The organism is Paractinoplanes polyasparticus (genome assembly GCF_019710575.1).
GTDB classification, from domain to species: domain Bacteria; phylum Actinomycetota; class Actinomycetes; order Mycobacteriales; family Micromonosporaceae; genus Actinoplanes; species Actinoplanes polyasparticus.
On record NZ_JAHWFK010000047.1, the window covers coordinates 34,469 to 50,967 of the forward strand.

Below are 16,499 nucleotides of genomic sequence, written 5' to 3' on the forward strand. Positions count from 1 at the left end.
ACGCATGGTCTAAAGACGATCCAGCCAGTCCCGGGCGCCGGGGTGCCGCACACGCACCCCGGCCACCCGGATCGCTTCGGCCAGCGCGTCCTCCATGGTGGAACCGCCCGCCAGGAAGAAGGCGAGCGCGCCGTGGAACGCGTCGCCTGCCCCCGAGGTCTCGACGGCGTCGACCGGCGGGACGGCCACCGACCGCGTGACGCCGCCGGAGGTCCAGGTCACGGGGGCGGGACCGTGGGTGACGACGACATGCGGCGCCTCGACGACGCCGGCGGGGTGGCGGAACGCGGACGAGCAGGCGACCACCTCGGCGTACGGCAGGATGTCGGCGAACACGGGCCGCCACGTTCCCGCGTCGACCACCAGGCGGCGCGCGGCCCGCGCGGCGGCCACGGCGAGCGCGGGGTGATGCCCGTCGACCAGCGTCAGCGCGGCTTCCGGCAAGCCCTCCGGCGGTACGGAGAACTCCAGCTCACCGGCGTTGCGGCTGATGATCGTGCGTTCGTGGCCGGCGACCACGATGCTCGACACCGGCGGCGGGGCCCCGGAGGCGGCGGCCGTGTCGATCACCCGTACGCCGTGGTTCTGCAGATCGGAGCGGATGAGCGCCCCCAGCGGATGCGAGCCGATCGCGGTGACCAGGGTGACGGGGGCGCCCAACGCGGCCGCCGTGACCGCGGCGTTGGCAGCCGGACCGCCGGCCGCGACCTCGAACGCCGTGGCCTGGGCCTTCTCGTCGGCGCCGGGGATCCGGCCGACCCGGTAGACGAGGTCGACAGTGGCCAGCCCGACGCAGAGGATCATTCCGCGACCGGCGCCGCACCGGGCACGCGCTCCTCGACGGCCTGCCACTGGGCGGGGGTGAGCGGGAACGGGTTGCTGCCGCCGGGCATACGCAGCACGAGCGCGTCGCGGAACCGCTCGTCGGCCCTCAGGGCGTCGCGCCGGATGGGCCGCCCGGTGAACGTGCGCGCGAAGTCGACGGTGATCAGCCCGTCGTGCGGCGCCTCGGTGATCGTGCCGACGGCCGCCACCCCGCCGTCGCGCCCGCTCAGCCAGAGCGCCACGCCGTCGCCGGCCGTGATCAGCTCGCGGTAGCGGCGGACCGTCCAGTCGCCGCTGCCGCACTCGCCCCGCGCCGGATTGTGCTGCAGAAGCCAGTACGCCATTTACCCAGTCTGCTGCTCAGTCCGACAATTCGCGCAGGAAGACACCGATGTTGCGGAACACCTCGGCGATGCCGTCGCCGATGCCCTGCGCGATCTCGGACGCCGGGCCGGGATTGGTGCCGATGTAGAAGATGACGAGGACGAGCACGATCCAGCCGAGGGCTTTTTTCATGGGACCGGCTCCCTTCCCGGTGCGGGCGTCTGCCTACATGATCGTGGCACGTCGGCGCACGCCTTTGGCGCACCTTCACCCGCGCGGCGCGAAGAGCACCTGCGCATTCGTCCAGCAGACGGCTCGCAACCAGTCGTCGCCCAGCTCGAGCCGGGCCAGTGACTCCAGCTGGTGTTCGTACGGATACGGAATGTTGGGGAAGTCGCTGCCGAGCAGCGCCTTGCCGGCCAGGCCGAGATCCCGCAGCCGCGGCCGGAGCGCGCGGGGGAACGGCGCCAGCTGCTCGAAGAAGTCGGTGAACGCCATCGTCGTGTCGAGCCGGACGCCGGCGTAGCGCTCGGCCAGCTCGAGAAAGCCGTCGTACTCGGGCGCGCCCGCGTGGGCGACGATCACCTCCAGCGAAGGATGGCGGGTCAGCACCTCGCCGATCGGGCCGGGTCCGGTGAAGCCGGCGGCCACCGGCCCGGAGCCGGCGTGCACGACGACCGGGGCGCCGGCCTCGGCGAGCAGGCCCCACACCGCGTCCAGCTCCGGAAGGCGCGGGTCGAAGCCGCCCACCTGCAGGTGCAGCTTCCAGATCCGGGCGCCACGGTCCAGAGCATCCCGCGCGTACGCCTCCACGCCTGCCTCGGGGAAAAAGGTGGCACTGGGCAGGCAGCCGGGCGTTCGCTCGGCGAAGGCGAGGGTCCAGTCGTTGAGGTCGGCCGCCATGGCCGGGCGATGGGCGTATGCCAGGGCGCTGAACATCGTGACGCCGAGCCCGCGCAGCGTGTCGAGGCGCTCCTGCTCGGAGCCGCGATAGGTGATCGGCCACGGGCGGCCGATCGCCGGTTCCGCCCGGTCGAAGTACTCCCAGACGCGGCGTTGCATGCGAGGCGGCAGGAAGTGCGTGTGCACGTCGGCGAGGCCGGGCAGGGCGAGGCGTTCGATCACGTCGCCAGTCTAGGCATTGACACTAACAACCAAATGACAGCTACTATCAAAATATGCTGACTTCCACTTCGCGCTGGTACGCGCTCGCCGCCGTGGCGCTGAGCACGCTTGCGGTCGGCCTCGACACCACCGTGCTCAGCGTCGCGCTGCCCACCCTCGCCCGCGATCTCGACGCCACCACCGGCGACCTCCAGTGGTTCACCACCGCCTACCTGCTGGTCCTGGCGGCGGCGCTGCTGCCCGCGGGCGTGCTCGGCGACCGGCTCGGCCGCCGGCGCATGCTGATCGGCGCCCTCATGCTCTTCGGCGCCGCCTCTGTCGCCTGCGCCTACGCCCAGACGTCGGGCCAGCTCATCGCCGCCCGCGCGGCGCTCGGCCTGGGCGCGGCCGTGATCATGCCGCTCTCCGGCGCCGTGCTCACCGTGCTCTTCCCGGCGGGGGAGCGGACCCGGGCCATGTCGATCTGGGTGACCGCGAGCGCGCTCGGCATCCCCCTCGGCCCACTGCTGGGCGGCTGGCTGCTCGACAACTTCTGGTGGGGCTCGGTGTTCCTGATCAACGTGCCGGTCGTGGTGGCCGGCGTGCTGGCGCTGACGCTCTGGCTGCCCGAGTCGCACGGCGCGCGCTCCCGTCTCGACCTGCCGGGCATCGTGCTCTCCGCGGCCGGGCTGGCCGGGGTCACGTACGGGATCATCGAGGCCGGCGAGCGCGGCTGGTCCGACGCCCGGTCGCTGATCACCATCGCGGCCGGAATCGCGCTGCTCGCCGGCTTCATGCTGTGGCAGCGCCGCGCCGCCCACCCGTTGGTCGACCTGGCGCTGTTCCGCAACCGCGCCTTCACCGGCGGCGCTGTGCTGGCCACGGTGGCCAGCTTCGCGATGCTCGGCCTGCTGTTCTCGCTGCCGCAACTGTTCTCGGCGGTCGGCGGCCACGACGCGTTCGGCTCCGGGCTGCGGCTGCTGCCGGTCATCGGTGGCCTGGTCGTGGGCGCGCGGTTCGCCGAGAAGCTGGCCCGGCGGCTCGGGGCGCGGCTGGTCATCGCGGGCGGGCTCGGTTTGATCGCGATCGCGTCGCTGCTCGGGGCGCAGACCACGGCGACCACCGGCTATGGCTACATCGCCGTCTGGATCACGATCACCGGACTCGGGCTCGGGCTGACCATGCCGCCGGCGCTGGACGCGGCGCTCGGTGCGCTGCCGCCGACCGGCAGCGGCGTCGGGAACGCGTTGCTGCAGGCGATGCGCCAGGTCGGCGGGGCGATCGGGGTGGCCGTGCTGGGGACGGTGCTGAACTCGGCGTACCGGGAACGCGTGCCCTCGGTGGCCGCCGACAGTGTCACCTCGGGTGTGGCGGTCGCGCGGCAAACCGGCGATGTGGGGCTCCTGGCCTCGGTGCAGCAGGCTTTCGCGTACGGAATGGAAAGGTCTCTGCTGGTGGCCGGGGCGCTCGCGCTGGCCGGGGTGGTGCTCGCGCTGACCGTCATGCCGAAGCGCGCCGCCGAGCCGCAGCCGGAGGTGCTGGCAGAATCACTGCTATGACCTCAGGGTTGCGGGAGCGGAAGAAGGCGAAGACGCGGGCGGCCATCCGCGACGCCGCGATGCGCCTGTTCACCGAGCAGGGCTACGCCGCGACCACGGTGGAGCAGATCGCGGAGGCGTCCGAGGTCTCGCCGAGCACGTTCTTCCGCTACTTCCCGACCAAGGAGGACGTCGTCCTCACCGACGACTACGACCCGCTGATCCTCGCCGCGATCCGCGACCAGCCCGCCGAGACCCCGGTCGTCGAGGCGGTGCTGCTCGGCATGCGGGAGGTCTTCGACCGCTTCACCGAGGACGAGTGGGTCAGCGAGCGCCGCCGCCAGGAACTGTTCCGCACCGTGCCCGAGCTGAAGGCCCGCCAGCAGCAACAGACCCTCGACGCCGTCGACATGCTGGCCGGCGTGATCGCCGAGCGCCTCGGCGTGCCGGCCGACGACGCGGGGGCCCGGGCCCTGACCGGCGCGCTGGTCGGCGTCTTGCTGGCGTTCCTCTATCCGTCACACACGGCCGGCTTTCAGCCCGACGACTTCGACCGGGTCAAGCGGGCCCTGATCAGCGTCCGTGAGCACCTGGCGCCCCTCGAGCTCTGAATCATCCGACATTTTCGATCATGGCGGTTGAACGATCGTTCGGCGGGGTAACCGCGCGATCATGACGATGCTGGCCGCTGAGGCGATCACCGACGCGGGGACCGGGCAGCTCGTGCTCGCCGCCGTGCTCGGCATTGTGGTTGTGGTGCTGCTGATCGCGTGGGCGAAGTGGCATCCGTTCCTGGCTCTGATCATGGGCTCCGCGGCTCTGGGCCTCGTGGCGGGAGCGTCGCCGGGAGCCACGATCGACTCGTTCACGGCCGGGCTGGGCAGCACCGTCGGCAATGTCGGGCTGCTGATCGCGCTCGGCTCGATGATCGGCGCGCTGCTGGCCGAGTCGGGCGGCGCCGACGGCATCGTGAACCGGATCGTCAACAGCGTCACCGGCTCGGCCCTGCCCTGGGCCATGGCCGGTGTGGCCGCGCTGATCGGGCTGCCGCTGTTCTTCGAGGTCGGCGTGGTGCTGCTCGTGCCGATCGTGCTGCTGGTGGCCCGGCGTACGGACATCGGCCTGCTCCGCATCGGCATCCCGGCGCTGGCCGGCCTGTCCGTGCTGCACGGCCTGGTGCCGCCGCACCCCGGACCGCTGGTCGCCATCGCCAACCTCAACGCCGACCTGGGCCTGACCCTGCTGTTCGGGCTGATCTGCGCGATCCCGACGGTCATCATCGCCGGGCCGGTCTTCGGCAACTGGATCGCCAAGCGCGTGCACGTGCCCGTGCCGGCCCTGGTCGGCGCCGCCGCCGGTCCGGCCGGGGGCCAGGACTTCGTCGACCGGGACGACGTGGCCAACCCGGCGACGGGCGAGCCGGCCGAACTGGTCGACAAGCAGCTGCCGGCGGGCCGGCGCAATCCCGGCTTCGCGGCGGCCGTCCTGACCGTCCTCGTGCCGATCGTGCTCATGCTCGCCCGTGCCGTCGCCGAGCTGACCCTGACCGAGGGGAACAGCGTCCGGGGCTTCTTCGAGGTGCTCGGGGAGCCGGTGGTCGCGCTGCTGCTCGGCCTGCTGCTGGCCATGTGGACGCTCGGCAGGCGAGCCGGTTTCGACCGTGAGCAGACCTCGGCGGTCATCGGCGGCTCGCTGCCGCCGATCGCCGGCATTCTTCTCATCGTGGCCGCGGGCGGCGGCTTCAAGCAGGTGTTGGTCGACGCGGGCGTCGGCAACGTGGTGGCCGACGCCGCCAAGGACGCGAACATCAACGCGCTGGTGCTGGGCTTCCTGGTCGCGGTCGGCATCCGGCTCGCGACCGGCTCGGCCACCGTCGCGACGATCACCGCCGCCGGCATCGTGGCACCGCTGGCCACCACCCTCGACAAGCCCACGGTGGCGCTGCTGGCGCTGGCCATCGGGGCCGGCTCGCTGTTCTTCTCGCACGTCAACGACGCCGGGTTCTGGCTGGTCAAGGAGTACTTCGGGATGACCGTGGGCCAGACCATCAAGACCTGGTCGGTGATGGAGACGATCATCTCGGTGGTCGGCTTCGCCTGCGTGATGGTGTTGAGCGTCTTCGTCTGACGGCGCGGGGAACGTCGTCCGTTCGGTCGCTTTTGCCACCTGATCGGGAGCGCATCTCCGGGATGGAAGCGTAGTTAACGAGCAATGTGCCTTACATCCGAAAAGCCGTCCGCCGTAGCCTGACCGTCGTCCTCGGGGCCGTCGTGATCGCCACCGGTGGCGCCGCGATCGCCGAGGTGGTCACCGGAGAGCCGGTGACCTCGCCATCGTTCAACGGCCCGGTCTACGCGGTGGCCTACCGCGGTTCGACCGTCTACGTCGGCGGCAACTTCACCAGCGCCGTCGTCGGTTCCAAGAGCTTTCCCCGTACGCGGCTGGCCGCGCTCGACGCCCGCACGGGAGCCCTTCTCGACTGGAAGCCGAGCGCCGACGCCAACGTGCGCGCGCTCGCCGTGGCCGGGGATGTGGTCTACGCGGCCGGCGACTTCGACACCGTCAACGGCACCGCCCGCGACGCCGTCGCCGGCCTCGGCGCGACCACCGGCCAGCTGACCGCCATGCGGCACACGGTGCTCGGCCAGCCCAACGCGCTCGTCACCGGCAACGGGCGCCTGTACGTCGGCGGCCGGATCACCGCTGTCGACGGGGCGCCGCGCACCAACCTGGCCGCGTTCACCCTGTCCACCGGCGCCCTGGACGCCTGGGCGCCGACGACCGACGACGTGGTCAACGCGATGGCCGTCACGGCCCGTCGGGTGTACGTCGGCGGCCGGTTCCACCGCACGAACAACGTCGGTTCGACGCTTCGCCTGTCGGCCGTGGACCCGGTCACCGGGGCGCTCGACACCACGTTCAGCGCCAAGCCGGTCTCTCAGGTGTTCGCGCTGGCCGCGGACCCCTCGGGCGTCTATGCGGCGCTCGGCGGTCAGGGCGGGCGCGCGGTGGCGTACGCCCCGAACGGCGCCACCCGGTGGACGCGGGTATTCGACGGTGACGCGCAGGCCATCGCGACGCTCGACGGCACGGTCTACGTCGGCGGGCACTTCGACAAGGCGTGCACGACCACCAACAACGGCGCCAAGGGCGTCTGCACCGACGGCTCGGTGCCGCGCGGCAAGCTGGCCGCGATCGACGCGCAGGGCAACCTGTTGCCGTGGGCGCCGCAGGCCAACGGCGTGGCCGGCACCCGCCAGATCGCGACAAGTCCGTCCCTGGGCTCGATCAGCGCGGTCGGCGACTTCACCACGGTCGGCGCGACCTCGCGCAAGCGGTACGTGGCGTTCGCCGGCGTGACCCCGCGTGCGGAGTCGGCGCCGGCCGGCGGACCGGTGGCCTCGTACAACTTCGACTCGACGATCGCCGACGGCACCTTCGACGACGGCTCGGGCCACGGACACCTGCTGCGCGCGGTGACCCGCAACGGTGGCAAGGTCGCGATGGAGCCGCACGGCTCGGGCCAGGCGATCACCTTCCCGCCGCGCTGCTCCGAGCCGTCGTGCCCCCGCCTGGTGCTGCAGGCCGAGGCCACGGACGATCTCAACCCGCAGGCCCAGCCGCTGCGCTACGGCGCGAGCGTGCGCCTGGCCTCCCCGCCGGCCGGCGCGACGGGCCAGGACGGGCAGAACATCCTGCAGAAGGGCTACGCCGCGGCCGGTGGTCAGTACAAGCTCCAGGTGGACGGTGTCTCCGGCAAGCCCAGCTGCGTCCTGACCGACCGTACGGGTGAGGGTTCGTACATCGTCCGGAGTCGCACCTCCATCGCGGACGACGAATGGCACACCGTCGAATGCCGCCGCACCGGACCGACGCTGGCCATCGCCGTCGACGATCAGGTGCAGGCGACGGCGGCCGTGCCAGCGGCCCTGTCGATCGACTCCGAGCAGCCGTTCAGCCTGGGTGGCAAGGGTGTGGGCACGAACAACGACCAGTTCCACGGCGCTCTGGACGACGCGTGGATCCACATCGGATGACGCGGTGGTCACTGGCTGTGATGATCACAGTGGGGAGTTGACTATCCCACAAGGGACAATCCATCCCTGAGCGGAGTGATGACCCCGGCGTACGGGTACTGATAGCCTTGCCCGCCGTTGTCTACTCAGCGTGAGGAGCTGACGAATGGCCAGCTGGATCTTGGTTCCCTGCCTGGTGAAGCTGCGCTCCGAGTTCAACGCGATCGCGCCCAGCCGTGACAAGGCCAGTGACGGTTCGGTCGGCGACGCGGCGCATCAGGACAGCCAGTCGGATCACAACCCCGACGAGACCGGCAACGTCCCGATCCGCGACGCCGACCGGGTCAACGAGGTGCACGCCATCGACGTCGACGTGAACCTGCGGGTGCCGGGGCTGTCGATGGAGAAGGTCGTGCAGTTCCTGCTGACCCGGTGCCGCTCGGGCGCGGAGAAGCGGCTGCGCTACATCATCTACAACCGGCGCATCTGGTCGGCCAGCAACAGCTGGCGGCAGCAGAACTACACCGGCTCCAACCCGCACGACCACCATGCGCACTTCTCTTCCTCGTACACATCGGCCCACGAAGCCTCGACGGCTTCCTGGCATCTGGAGGACGTTCCCGTGGCACTCACCGCAGACGACAAGAAGTGGATTTCCGCGGAGATCGCCAAGCAGGTCAAGGCTCAGGTCGACGACATCTGGGCGTTCAACGTCGGCAAGGCGACCGGCAGCGCGTCGCAGCGGGCCGACGGCGCGCTGGTGACGGCCAACATCCGCGCCGGGGCGATCGCCAACGACTACCTGCCCAAGCTGCGCGACGCTGTCGAGCAGCTCTCGCAGCAGGTCGCCGACCTCAGCGACCAGGTCATGGCGAGCCGCTCGTCCTGACCGACCCGGCCTCGGTGTCCCCGCCACCGCCGCCGGGGCCGTCGTTCCCGCCACCGGGATCCTCGTTCCCGCCGCCCGGGCCCTCGTTCCCGTCGCCCGGCGGCGTGGTCGTGGTCTCCGGGGCTTCGGGGGTGGTTTCCGGAGCTTCGGGTTCCGACTCGCCCGGATCGGGGACGCTCGGGGTCTCCGTCACCGTCGGGGTCGGCGTGTCCGGCGGCGGCGCCGGCTGGGTGCTTGTGCGGGACGGGGCGGGGGTGGTCGGGCGGTTCTGCGGCTTCGTCCCGGTTGTGGTGGCCGGCTTGTCGCCCGAGCCGACCGAGCCCTGCACCGAACCGGAGGGTGTGGTCGGGCCGGGCGCCTTGTTGTCCTGGTCGGCGACCGCGAAGGCGATGGCCGCGACCGCCCCGGCCAGCACCAGCGCCCCGGCGCCGGCCAGCACGACCAGTTTGCGGCGCGGTCCGGCCGGTCCGGCCGGGCCGAGCGGCTCGGCCAGCGTCGTCGGGGTGGGCACCGCACCGTAGCGGGGAGCAGCCAGGATCGCGGTCGTGTCCCCGCCCGAGACGGCCCGGTCGGCCGCCTCGGCCATCGCCGCGGCGGTGGGGAAGCGGTCGGCCGGGTTCTTGGCCATGGCCCGCACGACCACGGCCCGTACGGCCGGTGGAACGTCCTCGGGCAGGTCGGGTGGCGGCTCGCTGAGGTGCTGCATCGCGATGGCGATCGGGTTGTCGCCGGTGAACGGCGGGTGCCCGGCCAGGCAGTGGTACGCGACCACGCCCAGCGCGTAGATGTCGGCCGGCGGGCCGGTCGTCTGCTTCGAGACCTGCTCGGGCGCGATGTACATCGCCGTGCCCACGACCTCGCGGGCGCCGGTCAGCGTCGACGAGCCGGCCGAGCGGGCCACCCCGAAGTCGACCAGCACCACGGTGCCGTCGTCCTTGATGATCAAATTGCTCGGCTTCACGTCGCGGTGCACGATGCCGGCCTCGTGCGCGGCCTCGAGCGCGCGGGCCGCCTGCGCGACCACGGACATCGTCTCGGCCGCGGTGAGCCGGCCCCGCTCGGCGATCCGCTCGGTCAGCGGCTGGCCGTCGATCCGGGCCATCACGATGTACGCGTCGGTGCCGTCCGCGGTCTCGCCGAAGTCGTAGACGTCGGCCACCCCCGGGTGGTGCAGCGCCGCCATCGACCGGGCCTCGTGCCGGAACCTCTCCTGGAAGCCCGGATCACCGGCCCGGTCGGCGTGCAGGGTCTTCACCGCGACGTCGCGGCCGAGCACCGTGTCGGTGGCCCGCCAGACCTCGCCCATGCCGCCGGCCGCGATCCGGTCGTCCAGCCGGTATCGGTCACCGATCAACTCTCCTGGGGATGGCATGCCACCTCCTCTGCCCATTTGCTGATCAGAACATACGCGGCAGTCCAACGATCACGGTCAACGTCCGGGAACGGGCGCGGAGCTGAGATCGCCCGTGCGGTGGATCGTCTGCCACTCGAGGCGGCGCCCGGTGAGCGCGGCCAGCGCCGAATGCAGCAGCACAACGTACATCACCTGGCGGTAGACGATCTGCTGCAACGGCAGGCTCCACAGCGGGCGCAACGGCTCGTGGTCGAGGCGGAACGCCAGCACCGCGGTCAGCACCTGCACGACCAGCATGGCCAGCCAGCCGATGACGGTGACCTGGCGATCGAGGAAAAGCAGGCCGTAGATCGCCATCAGGTCGACCAGTGGCGCCAGCAGCGGCAACAGCACGCTGAACAACGCGATGAAGAGCAGGCCGCGGCGGCCGAACCGGCCCGAGGCGCCCCGGTCGAGAACCGCCCGGCGGTGCTTCCACATCGACTGCATCGTGCCGTAGCTCCACCGGTACCGCTGCCGCCACAACTGCCGTACGGTGGCCGGCGCCTCGGTGTAGGCCCGCGCCGACTCCTCGTAGACCACCCGCCACCCGGCCCGGTGGAGCGCGATCGTCAGGTCGGTGTCCTCGGCCAGCGTGTCCGTGCTCAGGCCGCCCGATCCGGTCAGCGCCTCGCGGCGGAACGCCCCGAGCGCCCCGGGGATCGTCGGGATGCACCCGAACGTGTCGTACAGCCGCCGGTCCAGGTTGAACCCGATCACGTACTCCATGTGCTGCCACCGGCCGATCAGCCCGCGCCGGTTGCCCACCTTGACGTTGCCCGCGACCGCACCCACCCGCGGGTCGGCGAACGGCTGCACCAACCGGTGGATCGCGTCCGGCTCGACCAAGGTGTCGGCGTCCACCATGACGACCAGGTCGTGCCGCGACAGGGCAACCCCGGCGTTGAGCGCGCCGGCCTTGCCGCCGTTGGGAATGCGCACGACCCGGACGTTGCCGAGCCGCAGATCCCGTACGGCGTCGGCCGTGCCGTCGGTCGAGCCGTCGTCGACCACCAGCACCTCGACGCCGGGATGGGCCGAGGCGGCGAGCGAGCGCACCGCGGGCCCGATCGTCTTCTCCTCGTTGTACGCGGGTACGACGACGGTGACCGGCGAGGTCACCGGCAGCCCCCACGACCAGTCCGGTCCCCGGCGGTGCCGCGAGTGCCGCCACGCGAAGGCGAACAGGATCAGCGTCCGGATCACGATCAACCCGCCCGCCGTGATCAGCAGGACCCACAGCGCGGCCAGCACGGCGTCGGCCACCTGCACGGTCCACACCAGCGCTCGTCCGCGCCAGACCGCGTCGCCGGCGGCAGGCGGGTTGATCCGGCCCCCGATCGCCGCGCTCACCGTGCTGAACCGGTAGCCGCGCTTCTGCAGCTGGGGAATCAGCCGATCGAGGGCGGCGACGGTCTGCGAGCGGTCGCCGCCCGCGTCGTGCAGCAACACGATCTGCCCGGCGTCGCCCTTCGGGGTGAGGTTGCGGACGATGGCGTCGGCGCCGGGCCGCTTCCAGTCCTCGCTGTCCATCGTGTCGAGCACGGTCAGATAGCCCTGCCCGCCGACCGCCCGCACGGTCTGCCAGTCCTTGTCCGTCAGCGCGTCCGCGAACGACGAGTAGGGCGGGCGCATCAGCCGGGTCGCCCGGCCGGTGGCGTGGGCGATCGCCAGCTGGGTCTGCGAGTTCTCCATCTCGCGCCGCCACTCGGGCAGCCCGGCCAGATCGGGGTGGGTGAAGGTGTGACCGCCCAGCTCGTGGCCCTCGCGGGCGATCCGCCCGGTCAGGTCCGGGTGCCTCGCCACCTGCGAGCCGACGACGAAGAAGGTGGCCGGCGCGTGGTGCCGGGCCAGCACGTCGAGGATCTTGGGCGTCCACTGCGGATCGGGCCCGTCGTCGAAGGTCAGCGCGATCGTCCGGGCGGGCATCCCGTACGTCCGCACCTCGCCCCCGCCGGTCAGGTCGATCACCGGCCCGCCTTCGCGGACCGCGCGGGGCACCTCGGTGTCGGCCGTCCCGGCCGGGGTCGTCCCGTCCGGGGTGAAGCCGGCGTCGGTGTAGACCTCGACCAGCACGACGGTCGCCAGCAGCAACAGCACCGTGAGCCCGAGCGCGCCCGCCAACACCCGGCGCCGCCTGATCCGCCGCCGGCGTCGCAGCGGCGGCAGCAGAGAGGTCGACTCCGCCGGGTCGTGCGGCGGCGGGGCGGACCGGTAGACCGTCACCGCGGGCAGCTCGCGGCGCTCGGGCACGGCGCGGGGGCCGGGGGCCGGGCCGGTTCGAGCAGTTGAGTCACCCAGATGGCGAGCAGGGCCAGAACCAGCAGGACCCCGATCGCGTACGCCGTGCGGCGCACCCACCGCCGCCGGCCCCCGGAGGGATCCACGAACACGGGCGGTGCTGCCGGCCCGCCCACCTCGAACGCCTCCGTCCGTGCGTGCTCGGGCAGCGGGGCCTTCCCGACCGCGCGCCCGACCCGGGCCCGCCCCCGGGACCGGCGGCCGACGGGCGCTCGACCGATGTTCGGCTCCTCCGCCACAGCATCGACGGTAGAAGATGCACGGAGGATGCGCACTTCCGCCGGCGCCCGCCCCCTGTCCGGGCCGGCGGCTCGTGCTCGGCGGCTCGTGCCCGGCGGCTTCGTCAGAGGGTGACCAGGCCGCGTTCGATCAGGCTGCGACCGGCGGCGATGACGGCCTCCTCGGCTGGGCGCGGCGTCCAGCGCAGGACGCGGCGCGCCTTCTCGCTGGACATACGCCGGGCGTAACCGAGATCGGGCTGGACCGCCGCCGGCGCCTGATCGTCGGGCAGGACGCTGGTCGGCACCCGCTTTGCGCCGTCGCCGAGGTGCTCCCGCAGGACGGCGCCGATCCGCTCCATCGGGATGGCCGGGCCGTCGGACACCAGGAAACGCTGCCCGGCCGCGCCGTCGGCAGTCAGGGCGGCGACGTGGGCGCTCGCCACGTCCCGGACGTCGACGATCGGAAACCACAGATTGAGCAGGGCCGGCATCTGCCCGTCGAGCATCCGCCGCACGATCTGATTCGCGCCGGAGATCTGGGCGCCGAGCACCGGCCCCATCACGGCCACGGGCAGGATCGTGACCAGCTCGGTCGAGCCGCCCTCGGCCGCCATGAAGTCCCACGCAGCCCGCTCGGCCAAGGTCTTGCTGCGGCCGTAGGCGTCGGTGCCGGGCCCGTCGAGCACGGTCCAGTCCTGCTCGGTGAAGACGCGATCGTCGTGCGGGTACCCCCACCCGACAGCGTGGAAGGCGGAGGTCAGCACGACCCGGCCCACCCCGGCGTCACGGGCGGCCCGAAGGACCCGCAGCGTGCCCTCGCGGGCCGGGACGATCAGGTCGTCCTCGTTCTCGACCGGGCCGGGCGCGACCGGCGAGGCCACATGCAGCACGTGGTCGCAGCCCCGGACGGCCTCGGCCCAGCCGTCGTCGCTGAGCAGGTCGGCCTCGGCGAAGCCGACCCCCGCGAAGTCGGGTGTGCGGCTCAGCGAGCGCACCGTCGTGCGGACGTCGTACCCCTGGTCGAGAAGCTGGAGAATGCAGTGCCCGGCGATGAAGCCGGACCCGCCGGTGACAAGAACAGTGGTCATGCCGACCATGGTTGCCCGGCCGCCCGCGGACAGGCAGGGGTCCAGCAGACCCCCGCAGGCGGCCCGGCACCGACCTACCGTGGTCACATGACCGAACAGTGGCAGCTGGGGGCGTTCCTGCGAGCCCGGCGCGCGCTGGTGACCCCCGACGAGGCCGGCCTGCCCGCGGCCGGTGTGCGCCGGGTGCCCGGCCTGCGCCGCGAGGAGGTCGCGATGCTGGCCGGGATCAGCGCCGACTACTACCTGCGCCTGGAACGCGGCCGCGGCCGCCACCCGTCGGTGCAGGTGCTCGAATCGCTGGCCCGCGTCCTCCGGCTCGACGACGACGCCCGCGCCCACCTGCTGAGCCTGGGCGCGGAACGTTCCCGCCGCCCCCGCTCCCCGCGCCGCCACGAGGTCGTGCCACCGAGCACGGCCGCCCTGGTCGCGCAGCTGCCGCTGCCGGCCTTCGTCGAGGGCCGCTTCATGGACGTTCTGGCAGCCAACCCCCTGGCCACCGCCCTCTCCCCCCGCATGGTGACCGGCGCCAACCGGCTGCGCGACGTGCTGCTCGACGAGGGCGAACAGGCCCTCATCCCCGACTGGCAGGCGGCCGCGGCCACGATGGTGGCCCACCTGCGCGAGGCAGCCGGCGCCGACACCGACGATCCGCGCCTGGTGGAGCTGGTCGCTGAGCTCTCGCTGGCCAGCCCTCTCTTCCGTCGTCTGTGGGCCCGCCACGACGTACGCCATCGAGGCGGTGCTGCTGTGTGCTTCGACCATCCCTCCGTCGGCAAGCTGACCCTGCACCGGGAGAAGCTGCACGTCAGCGACACCGACGGGGTGATGTTGGTCGTCTATCACCCTGATGCCGGGACGGTCGATGCGGAGAAGTTGGGGGTGCTCGGCTCTGCGACTGTTCCTTGGTGGTCTGGTTCTGCACGTCGAGATGCTGCGATGGATGGGAGCGCCGGGGTCGGATAGGTCTTGGCCGGGTGGGTCGGCGCTGGTGCGGTAGTTCCCGGCGGTGTGTGGGTGCTTGCCGGGCGGTGTGTCGTCGTGGTCTGGGTGGGTGCGGCCGGTGGCGGTGTGTGGGTGGTTAGGGCGCTCGCCGGGCGGTGTGTCGTCGTGGTCGGGGCGCGTGCGGCCGGTGGCGGTGTGTGGGTGGTTAGGGCGCTCGCCAGGCGGTGTGTCGTCGTGGTCCGGATAGGTGCGGCCGGTGGCGGTGCGTCGGTGGTTGGCAACGAGCGAGGCGTCGTGGTTGCGTTAGTTAACGACAACAACCACGTGGCGGTGCTTTTACTTATCGCTCTTCGATCTGCGCGCTTCGGCGGACGCGATCTTGTGTGGCGGTGCGTCCGGTGACTATTGGCGGTCAGCCGAAAGTGCTTGTCTGTTTTATTTCCGCGCACCCTTCGGCTTCTCGGCCGTCACGCGTGACCAATGAACCGTCACCGGTCGATACGCTCACATGTTGAGAGGTTCAGGCTCGTAGGCGAGAGCGCCGAAACTCAACGCGCCCGGATTGAGACCGTCGTGGCGACCCCCGCTGCTGCATGATCTGAATGGGCAGGCCAGCCCACCAGCCCGGCAGCCCACCAGCCCGGCAGCCCACCAGCCCGGCAGCCCACCAGCCCGGCAGCCAGCCAGCCGCCCAGCCCGGCAGCCAGCCAGCCCGCCAGGTAGGCCGCCAAGCAGGCAGGCAGGCAGGCAGGCTGGCTTGCTGATCTTCTGCGCGCAGGTGCCCGCCGTCGAGAGAGCGGATAGGGACGAAATTGTAGGCAGTTGCGTCGTCGGTGATGATCGAATCCTAGTCGAGTGGTCGATTAATCACCCAACTTTGGCATGATCAATAGGCCCCGAGGGCGCCCATTCTGATAGCCGGCGCGGGACAATATAGGCATGCGGCAGCTGCAATTGTTCAATTCGGCAGAGTTGGCAAAAATGCGTGACCGGACCCGGCGCCGAAACTACTCGCCCGCAGGTGAGGAATTTCGCCGCGAACACGAGCGGCACCGCGCCTGGGGCCTTCAACAAAGGCACTTCGCCAAGCTGAGCCGTTTGCGCCGCGCCGCTGCCGCGTCGGATTGGAGCGACTGGTCCGAGTCCTCGACCAGCTCCGCAGCTCACCAAGCCACGCCGGCGCCGGCTCCAACACCGCGGCCGGCCAAGCCAGTAACTACTTCCTCCGCGGCGCAAGTGGAGCCGGTCGTTGTCTCGTCTGTGCCGCTCAGTCCGGTCGGGCCGGTCGTTGTCTCATCTGTGCCGCTCCCGTTCGTCGAGCCGGTCGCTGCCCCGCGTGCACAGATCGACTCCGTCGGCGCTGTCACCGGCGTGCCGTCCAGGCTGGCGACGTACGCCACGCCGCCGTCCCAGCAGATCGCCGACGTGGCATGCCTGGAGGTCCGCCCAGGCTGCTCCGAGCTCCGGCCAGGCTGCTCCGAGCTCCGGCCAGGCTGCTCCGAGCTCCGGGCTGGCTGCTCCCAGCTCCGGGCTGGCTGCTCCCAGCTCGGCGCAGGCTGCACCGAGCTCCGGCCAGGCTGCAGTTGCCACCCCCGAGCTCCGGCCAGGCTGCAGTTGCCACCCCGAGCTCCGGCCAGGCTGCACTTGCCACCCCGAGCTTGTGCACGCCGGCGACCTTACTGCCCTGCCACTGTCACCCGCACGAACGGCGCAGCATCTCGCCCGAGGGTAGAAAAGGCGGCCTTGCGGTTCGGCTGGATGCAGTCAGTTGGCGTGCGGCGCGTCCGGCCCGGGGTGCGAGGCAGCGGGCCTTGCGGTTCGGCTGGCTGTCGCCGCCGCGCGAGCGGCGGCATCCGGT

At 71.7% G+C, this 16,499-nt stretch carries 14 protein-coding genes; 6 read left to right on the forward strand and 8 right to left on the reverse strand.

Annotated features, from left to right (window positions below):
• Positions 1–9: 9 nt before the first annotated feature.
• From KXC43_RS39060 to KXC43_RS39075, 4 genes are all read right to left on the reverse strand, one after another.
• Positions 10–804, reverse strand: a complete 795-nt coding sequence (locus KXC43_RS39060; RefSeq protein ID WP_221381276.1) for a PfkB family carbohydrate kinase — start codon at positions 802–804, stop codon at positions 10–12.
• Complete coding sequence (locus KXC43_RS39065) at positions 801–1,169, reverse strand: EVE domain-containing protein (RefSeq protein ID WP_221381277.1); 369 nt, start codon at positions 1,167–1,169, stop codon at positions 801–803. The genes KXC43_RS39060 and KXC43_RS39065 overlap by 4 nt, the downstream gene beginning before the upstream one ends.
• A 16-nt stretch (positions 1,170–1,185) precedes the next feature.
• Complete coding sequence (locus tag KXC43_RS39070) at positions 1,186–1,341, reverse strand: hypothetical protein (protein ID WP_221381278.1); 156 nt, start codon at positions 1,339–1,341, stop codon at positions 1,186–1,188.
• A gap of 75 nt (positions 1,342–1,416) precedes the next feature.
• A complete protein-coding gene (locus KXC43_RS39075) occupies positions 1,417–2,274 on the reverse strand; it encodes an amidohydrolase family protein (RefSeq protein ID WP_308129465.1) in 858 nt (285 codons plus the stop codon).
• 53 nt (positions 2,275–2,327) lie between these two features.
• On the opposite strand from KXC43_RS39075, the gene KXC43_RS39080 reads away from it, so the two are divergent.
• The 5 genes from KXC43_RS39080 to KXC43_RS39100 all read left to right on the forward strand — a co-directional run bounded on the left by KXC43_RS39080 (position 2,328) and on the right by KXC43_RS39100 (position 8,696).
• On the forward strand, positions 2,328–3,812 hold the full coding sequence (locus tag KXC43_RS39080) for a DHA2 family efflux MFS transporter permease subunit (RefSeq protein ID WP_221381279.1): 1,485 nt from the start codon (positions 2,328–2,330) through the stop codon (positions 3,810–3,812).
• Positions 3,809–4,402, forward strand: coding sequence for a TetR family transcriptional regulator (locus KXC43_RS39085; RefSeq protein ID WP_221381280.1), 594 nt, complete (start codon positions 3,809–3,811; stop codon positions 4,400–4,402). Before KXC43_RS39080 ends, KXC43_RS39085 begins: the two co-directional genes overlap by 4 nt.
• 61 nt (positions 4,403–4,463) lie before the next feature.
• Entirely contained in the window at positions 4,464–5,918 is a 1,455-nt protein-coding gene (locus tag KXC43_RS39090) for a GntP family permease (RefSeq protein ID WP_221381281.1), read from the forward strand.
• An 86-nt stretch (positions 5,919–6,004) separates the two neighbouring features.
• Positions 6,005–7,828 (forward strand): LamG domain-containing protein, encoded by a 1,824-nt coding sequence (locus KXC43_RS39095; RefSeq protein ID WP_221381282.1) that lies wholly within the window; start codon positions 6,005–6,007, stop codon positions 7,826–7,828.
• 145 nt (positions 7,829–7,973) lie between these two features.
• Positions 7,974–8,696 carry a hypothetical protein gene (locus KXC43_RS39100; protein WP_221381283.1) on the forward strand — a complete coding sequence of 241 codons (723 nt, stop codon included), beginning with the start codon at positions 7,974–7,976 and terminating at the stop codon, positions 8,694–8,696.
• Here the strand turns inward: KXC43_RS39100 and KXC43_RS39105 are convergent.
• From KXC43_RS39105 to KXC43_RS39120, 4 genes are all read right to left on the reverse strand, one after another.
• The gene (locus KXC43_RS39105) at positions 8,674–10,068 is read right to left on the reverse strand and encodes a serine/threonine-protein kinase (RefSeq protein ID WP_221381284.1); all 1,395 of its coding nucleotides are present in this window, start codon (positions 10,066–10,068) and stop codon (positions 8,674–8,676) included. The genes KXC43_RS39100 and KXC43_RS39105 overlap by 23 nt on opposite strands.
• 57 nt (positions 10,069–10,125) lie before the next feature.
• Complete coding sequence (locus KXC43_RS39110) at positions 10,126–12,315, reverse strand: bifunctional polysaccharide deacetylase/glycosyltransferase family 2 protein (protein ID WP_308129466.1); 2,190 nt, start codon at positions 12,313–12,315, stop codon at positions 10,126–10,128.
• Positions 12,312–12,629 carry a hypothetical protein gene (locus KXC43_RS39115; protein WP_221381285.1) on the reverse strand — a complete coding sequence of 106 codons (318 nt, stop codon included), beginning with the start codon at positions 12,627–12,629 and terminating at the stop codon, positions 12,312–12,314. The genes KXC43_RS39110 and KXC43_RS39115 overlap by 4 nt, the downstream gene beginning before the upstream one ends.
• Before the next feature lie 104 nt (positions 12,630–12,733).
• Complete coding sequence (locus KXC43_RS39120) at positions 12,734–13,699, reverse strand: SDR family oxidoreductase (RefSeq protein ID WP_221381286.1); 966 nt, start codon at positions 13,697–13,699, stop codon at positions 12,734–12,736.
• 87 nt (positions 13,700–13,786) lie between these two features.
• Between KXC43_RS39120 and KXC43_RS39125 the strand changes: the two genes are divergently transcribed.
• A complete protein-coding gene (locus KXC43_RS39125) occupies positions 13,787–14,662 on the forward strand; it encodes a helix-turn-helix transcriptional regulator (protein ID WP_221381287.1) in 876 nt (291 codons plus the stop codon).
• Positions 14,663–16,499: the final 1,837 nt, after the last annotated feature.

Bases quoted from the DNA above. Each gene is read 5' to 3' on its own strand.
- KXC43_RS39060 (WP_221381276.1), bottom strand. From the start codon at position 804: ATGATCCTCTGCGTCGGGCTGGCCACTGTCGACCTCGTCTACCGGGTC.
- KXC43_RS39065 (WP_221381277.1), bottom strand. From the start codon at position 1,169: ATGGCGTACTGGCTTCTGCAGCACAATCCGGCGCGGGGCGAGTGCGGC.
- KXC43_RS39070 (WP_221381278.1), bottom strand. From the start codon at position 1,341: ATGAAAAAAGCCCTCGGCTGGATCGTGCTCGTCCTCGTCATCTTCTAC.
- KXC43_RS39080 (WP_221381279.1), top strand. From the start codon at position 2,328: ATGCTGACTTCCACTTCGCGCTGGTACGCGCTCGCCGCCGTGGCGCTG.
- KXC43_RS39085 (WP_221381280.1), top strand. From the start codon at position 3,809: ATGACCTCAGGGTTGCGGGAGCGGAAGAAGGCGAAGACGCGGGCGGCC.
- KXC43_RS39090 (WP_221381281.1), top strand. From the start codon at position 4,464: ATGACGATGCTGGCCGCTGAGGCGATCACCGACGCGGGGACCGGGCAG.
- KXC43_RS39100 (WP_221381283.1), top strand. From the start codon at position 7,974: ATGGCCAGCTGGATCTTGGTTCCCTGCCTGGTGAAGCTGCGCTCCGAG.
- KXC43_RS39105 (WP_221381284.1), bottom strand. From the start codon at position 10,068: ATGCCATCCCCAGGAGAGTTGATCGGTGACCGATACCGGCTGGACGAC.
- KXC43_RS39120 (WP_221381286.1), bottom strand. From the start codon at position 13,699: ATGACCACTGTTCTTGTCACCGGCGGGTCCGGCTTCATCGCCGGGCAC.
- KXC43_RS39125 (WP_221381287.1), top strand. From the start codon at position 13,787: ATGACCGAACAGTGGCAGCTGGGGGCGTTCCTGCGAGCCCGGCGCGCG.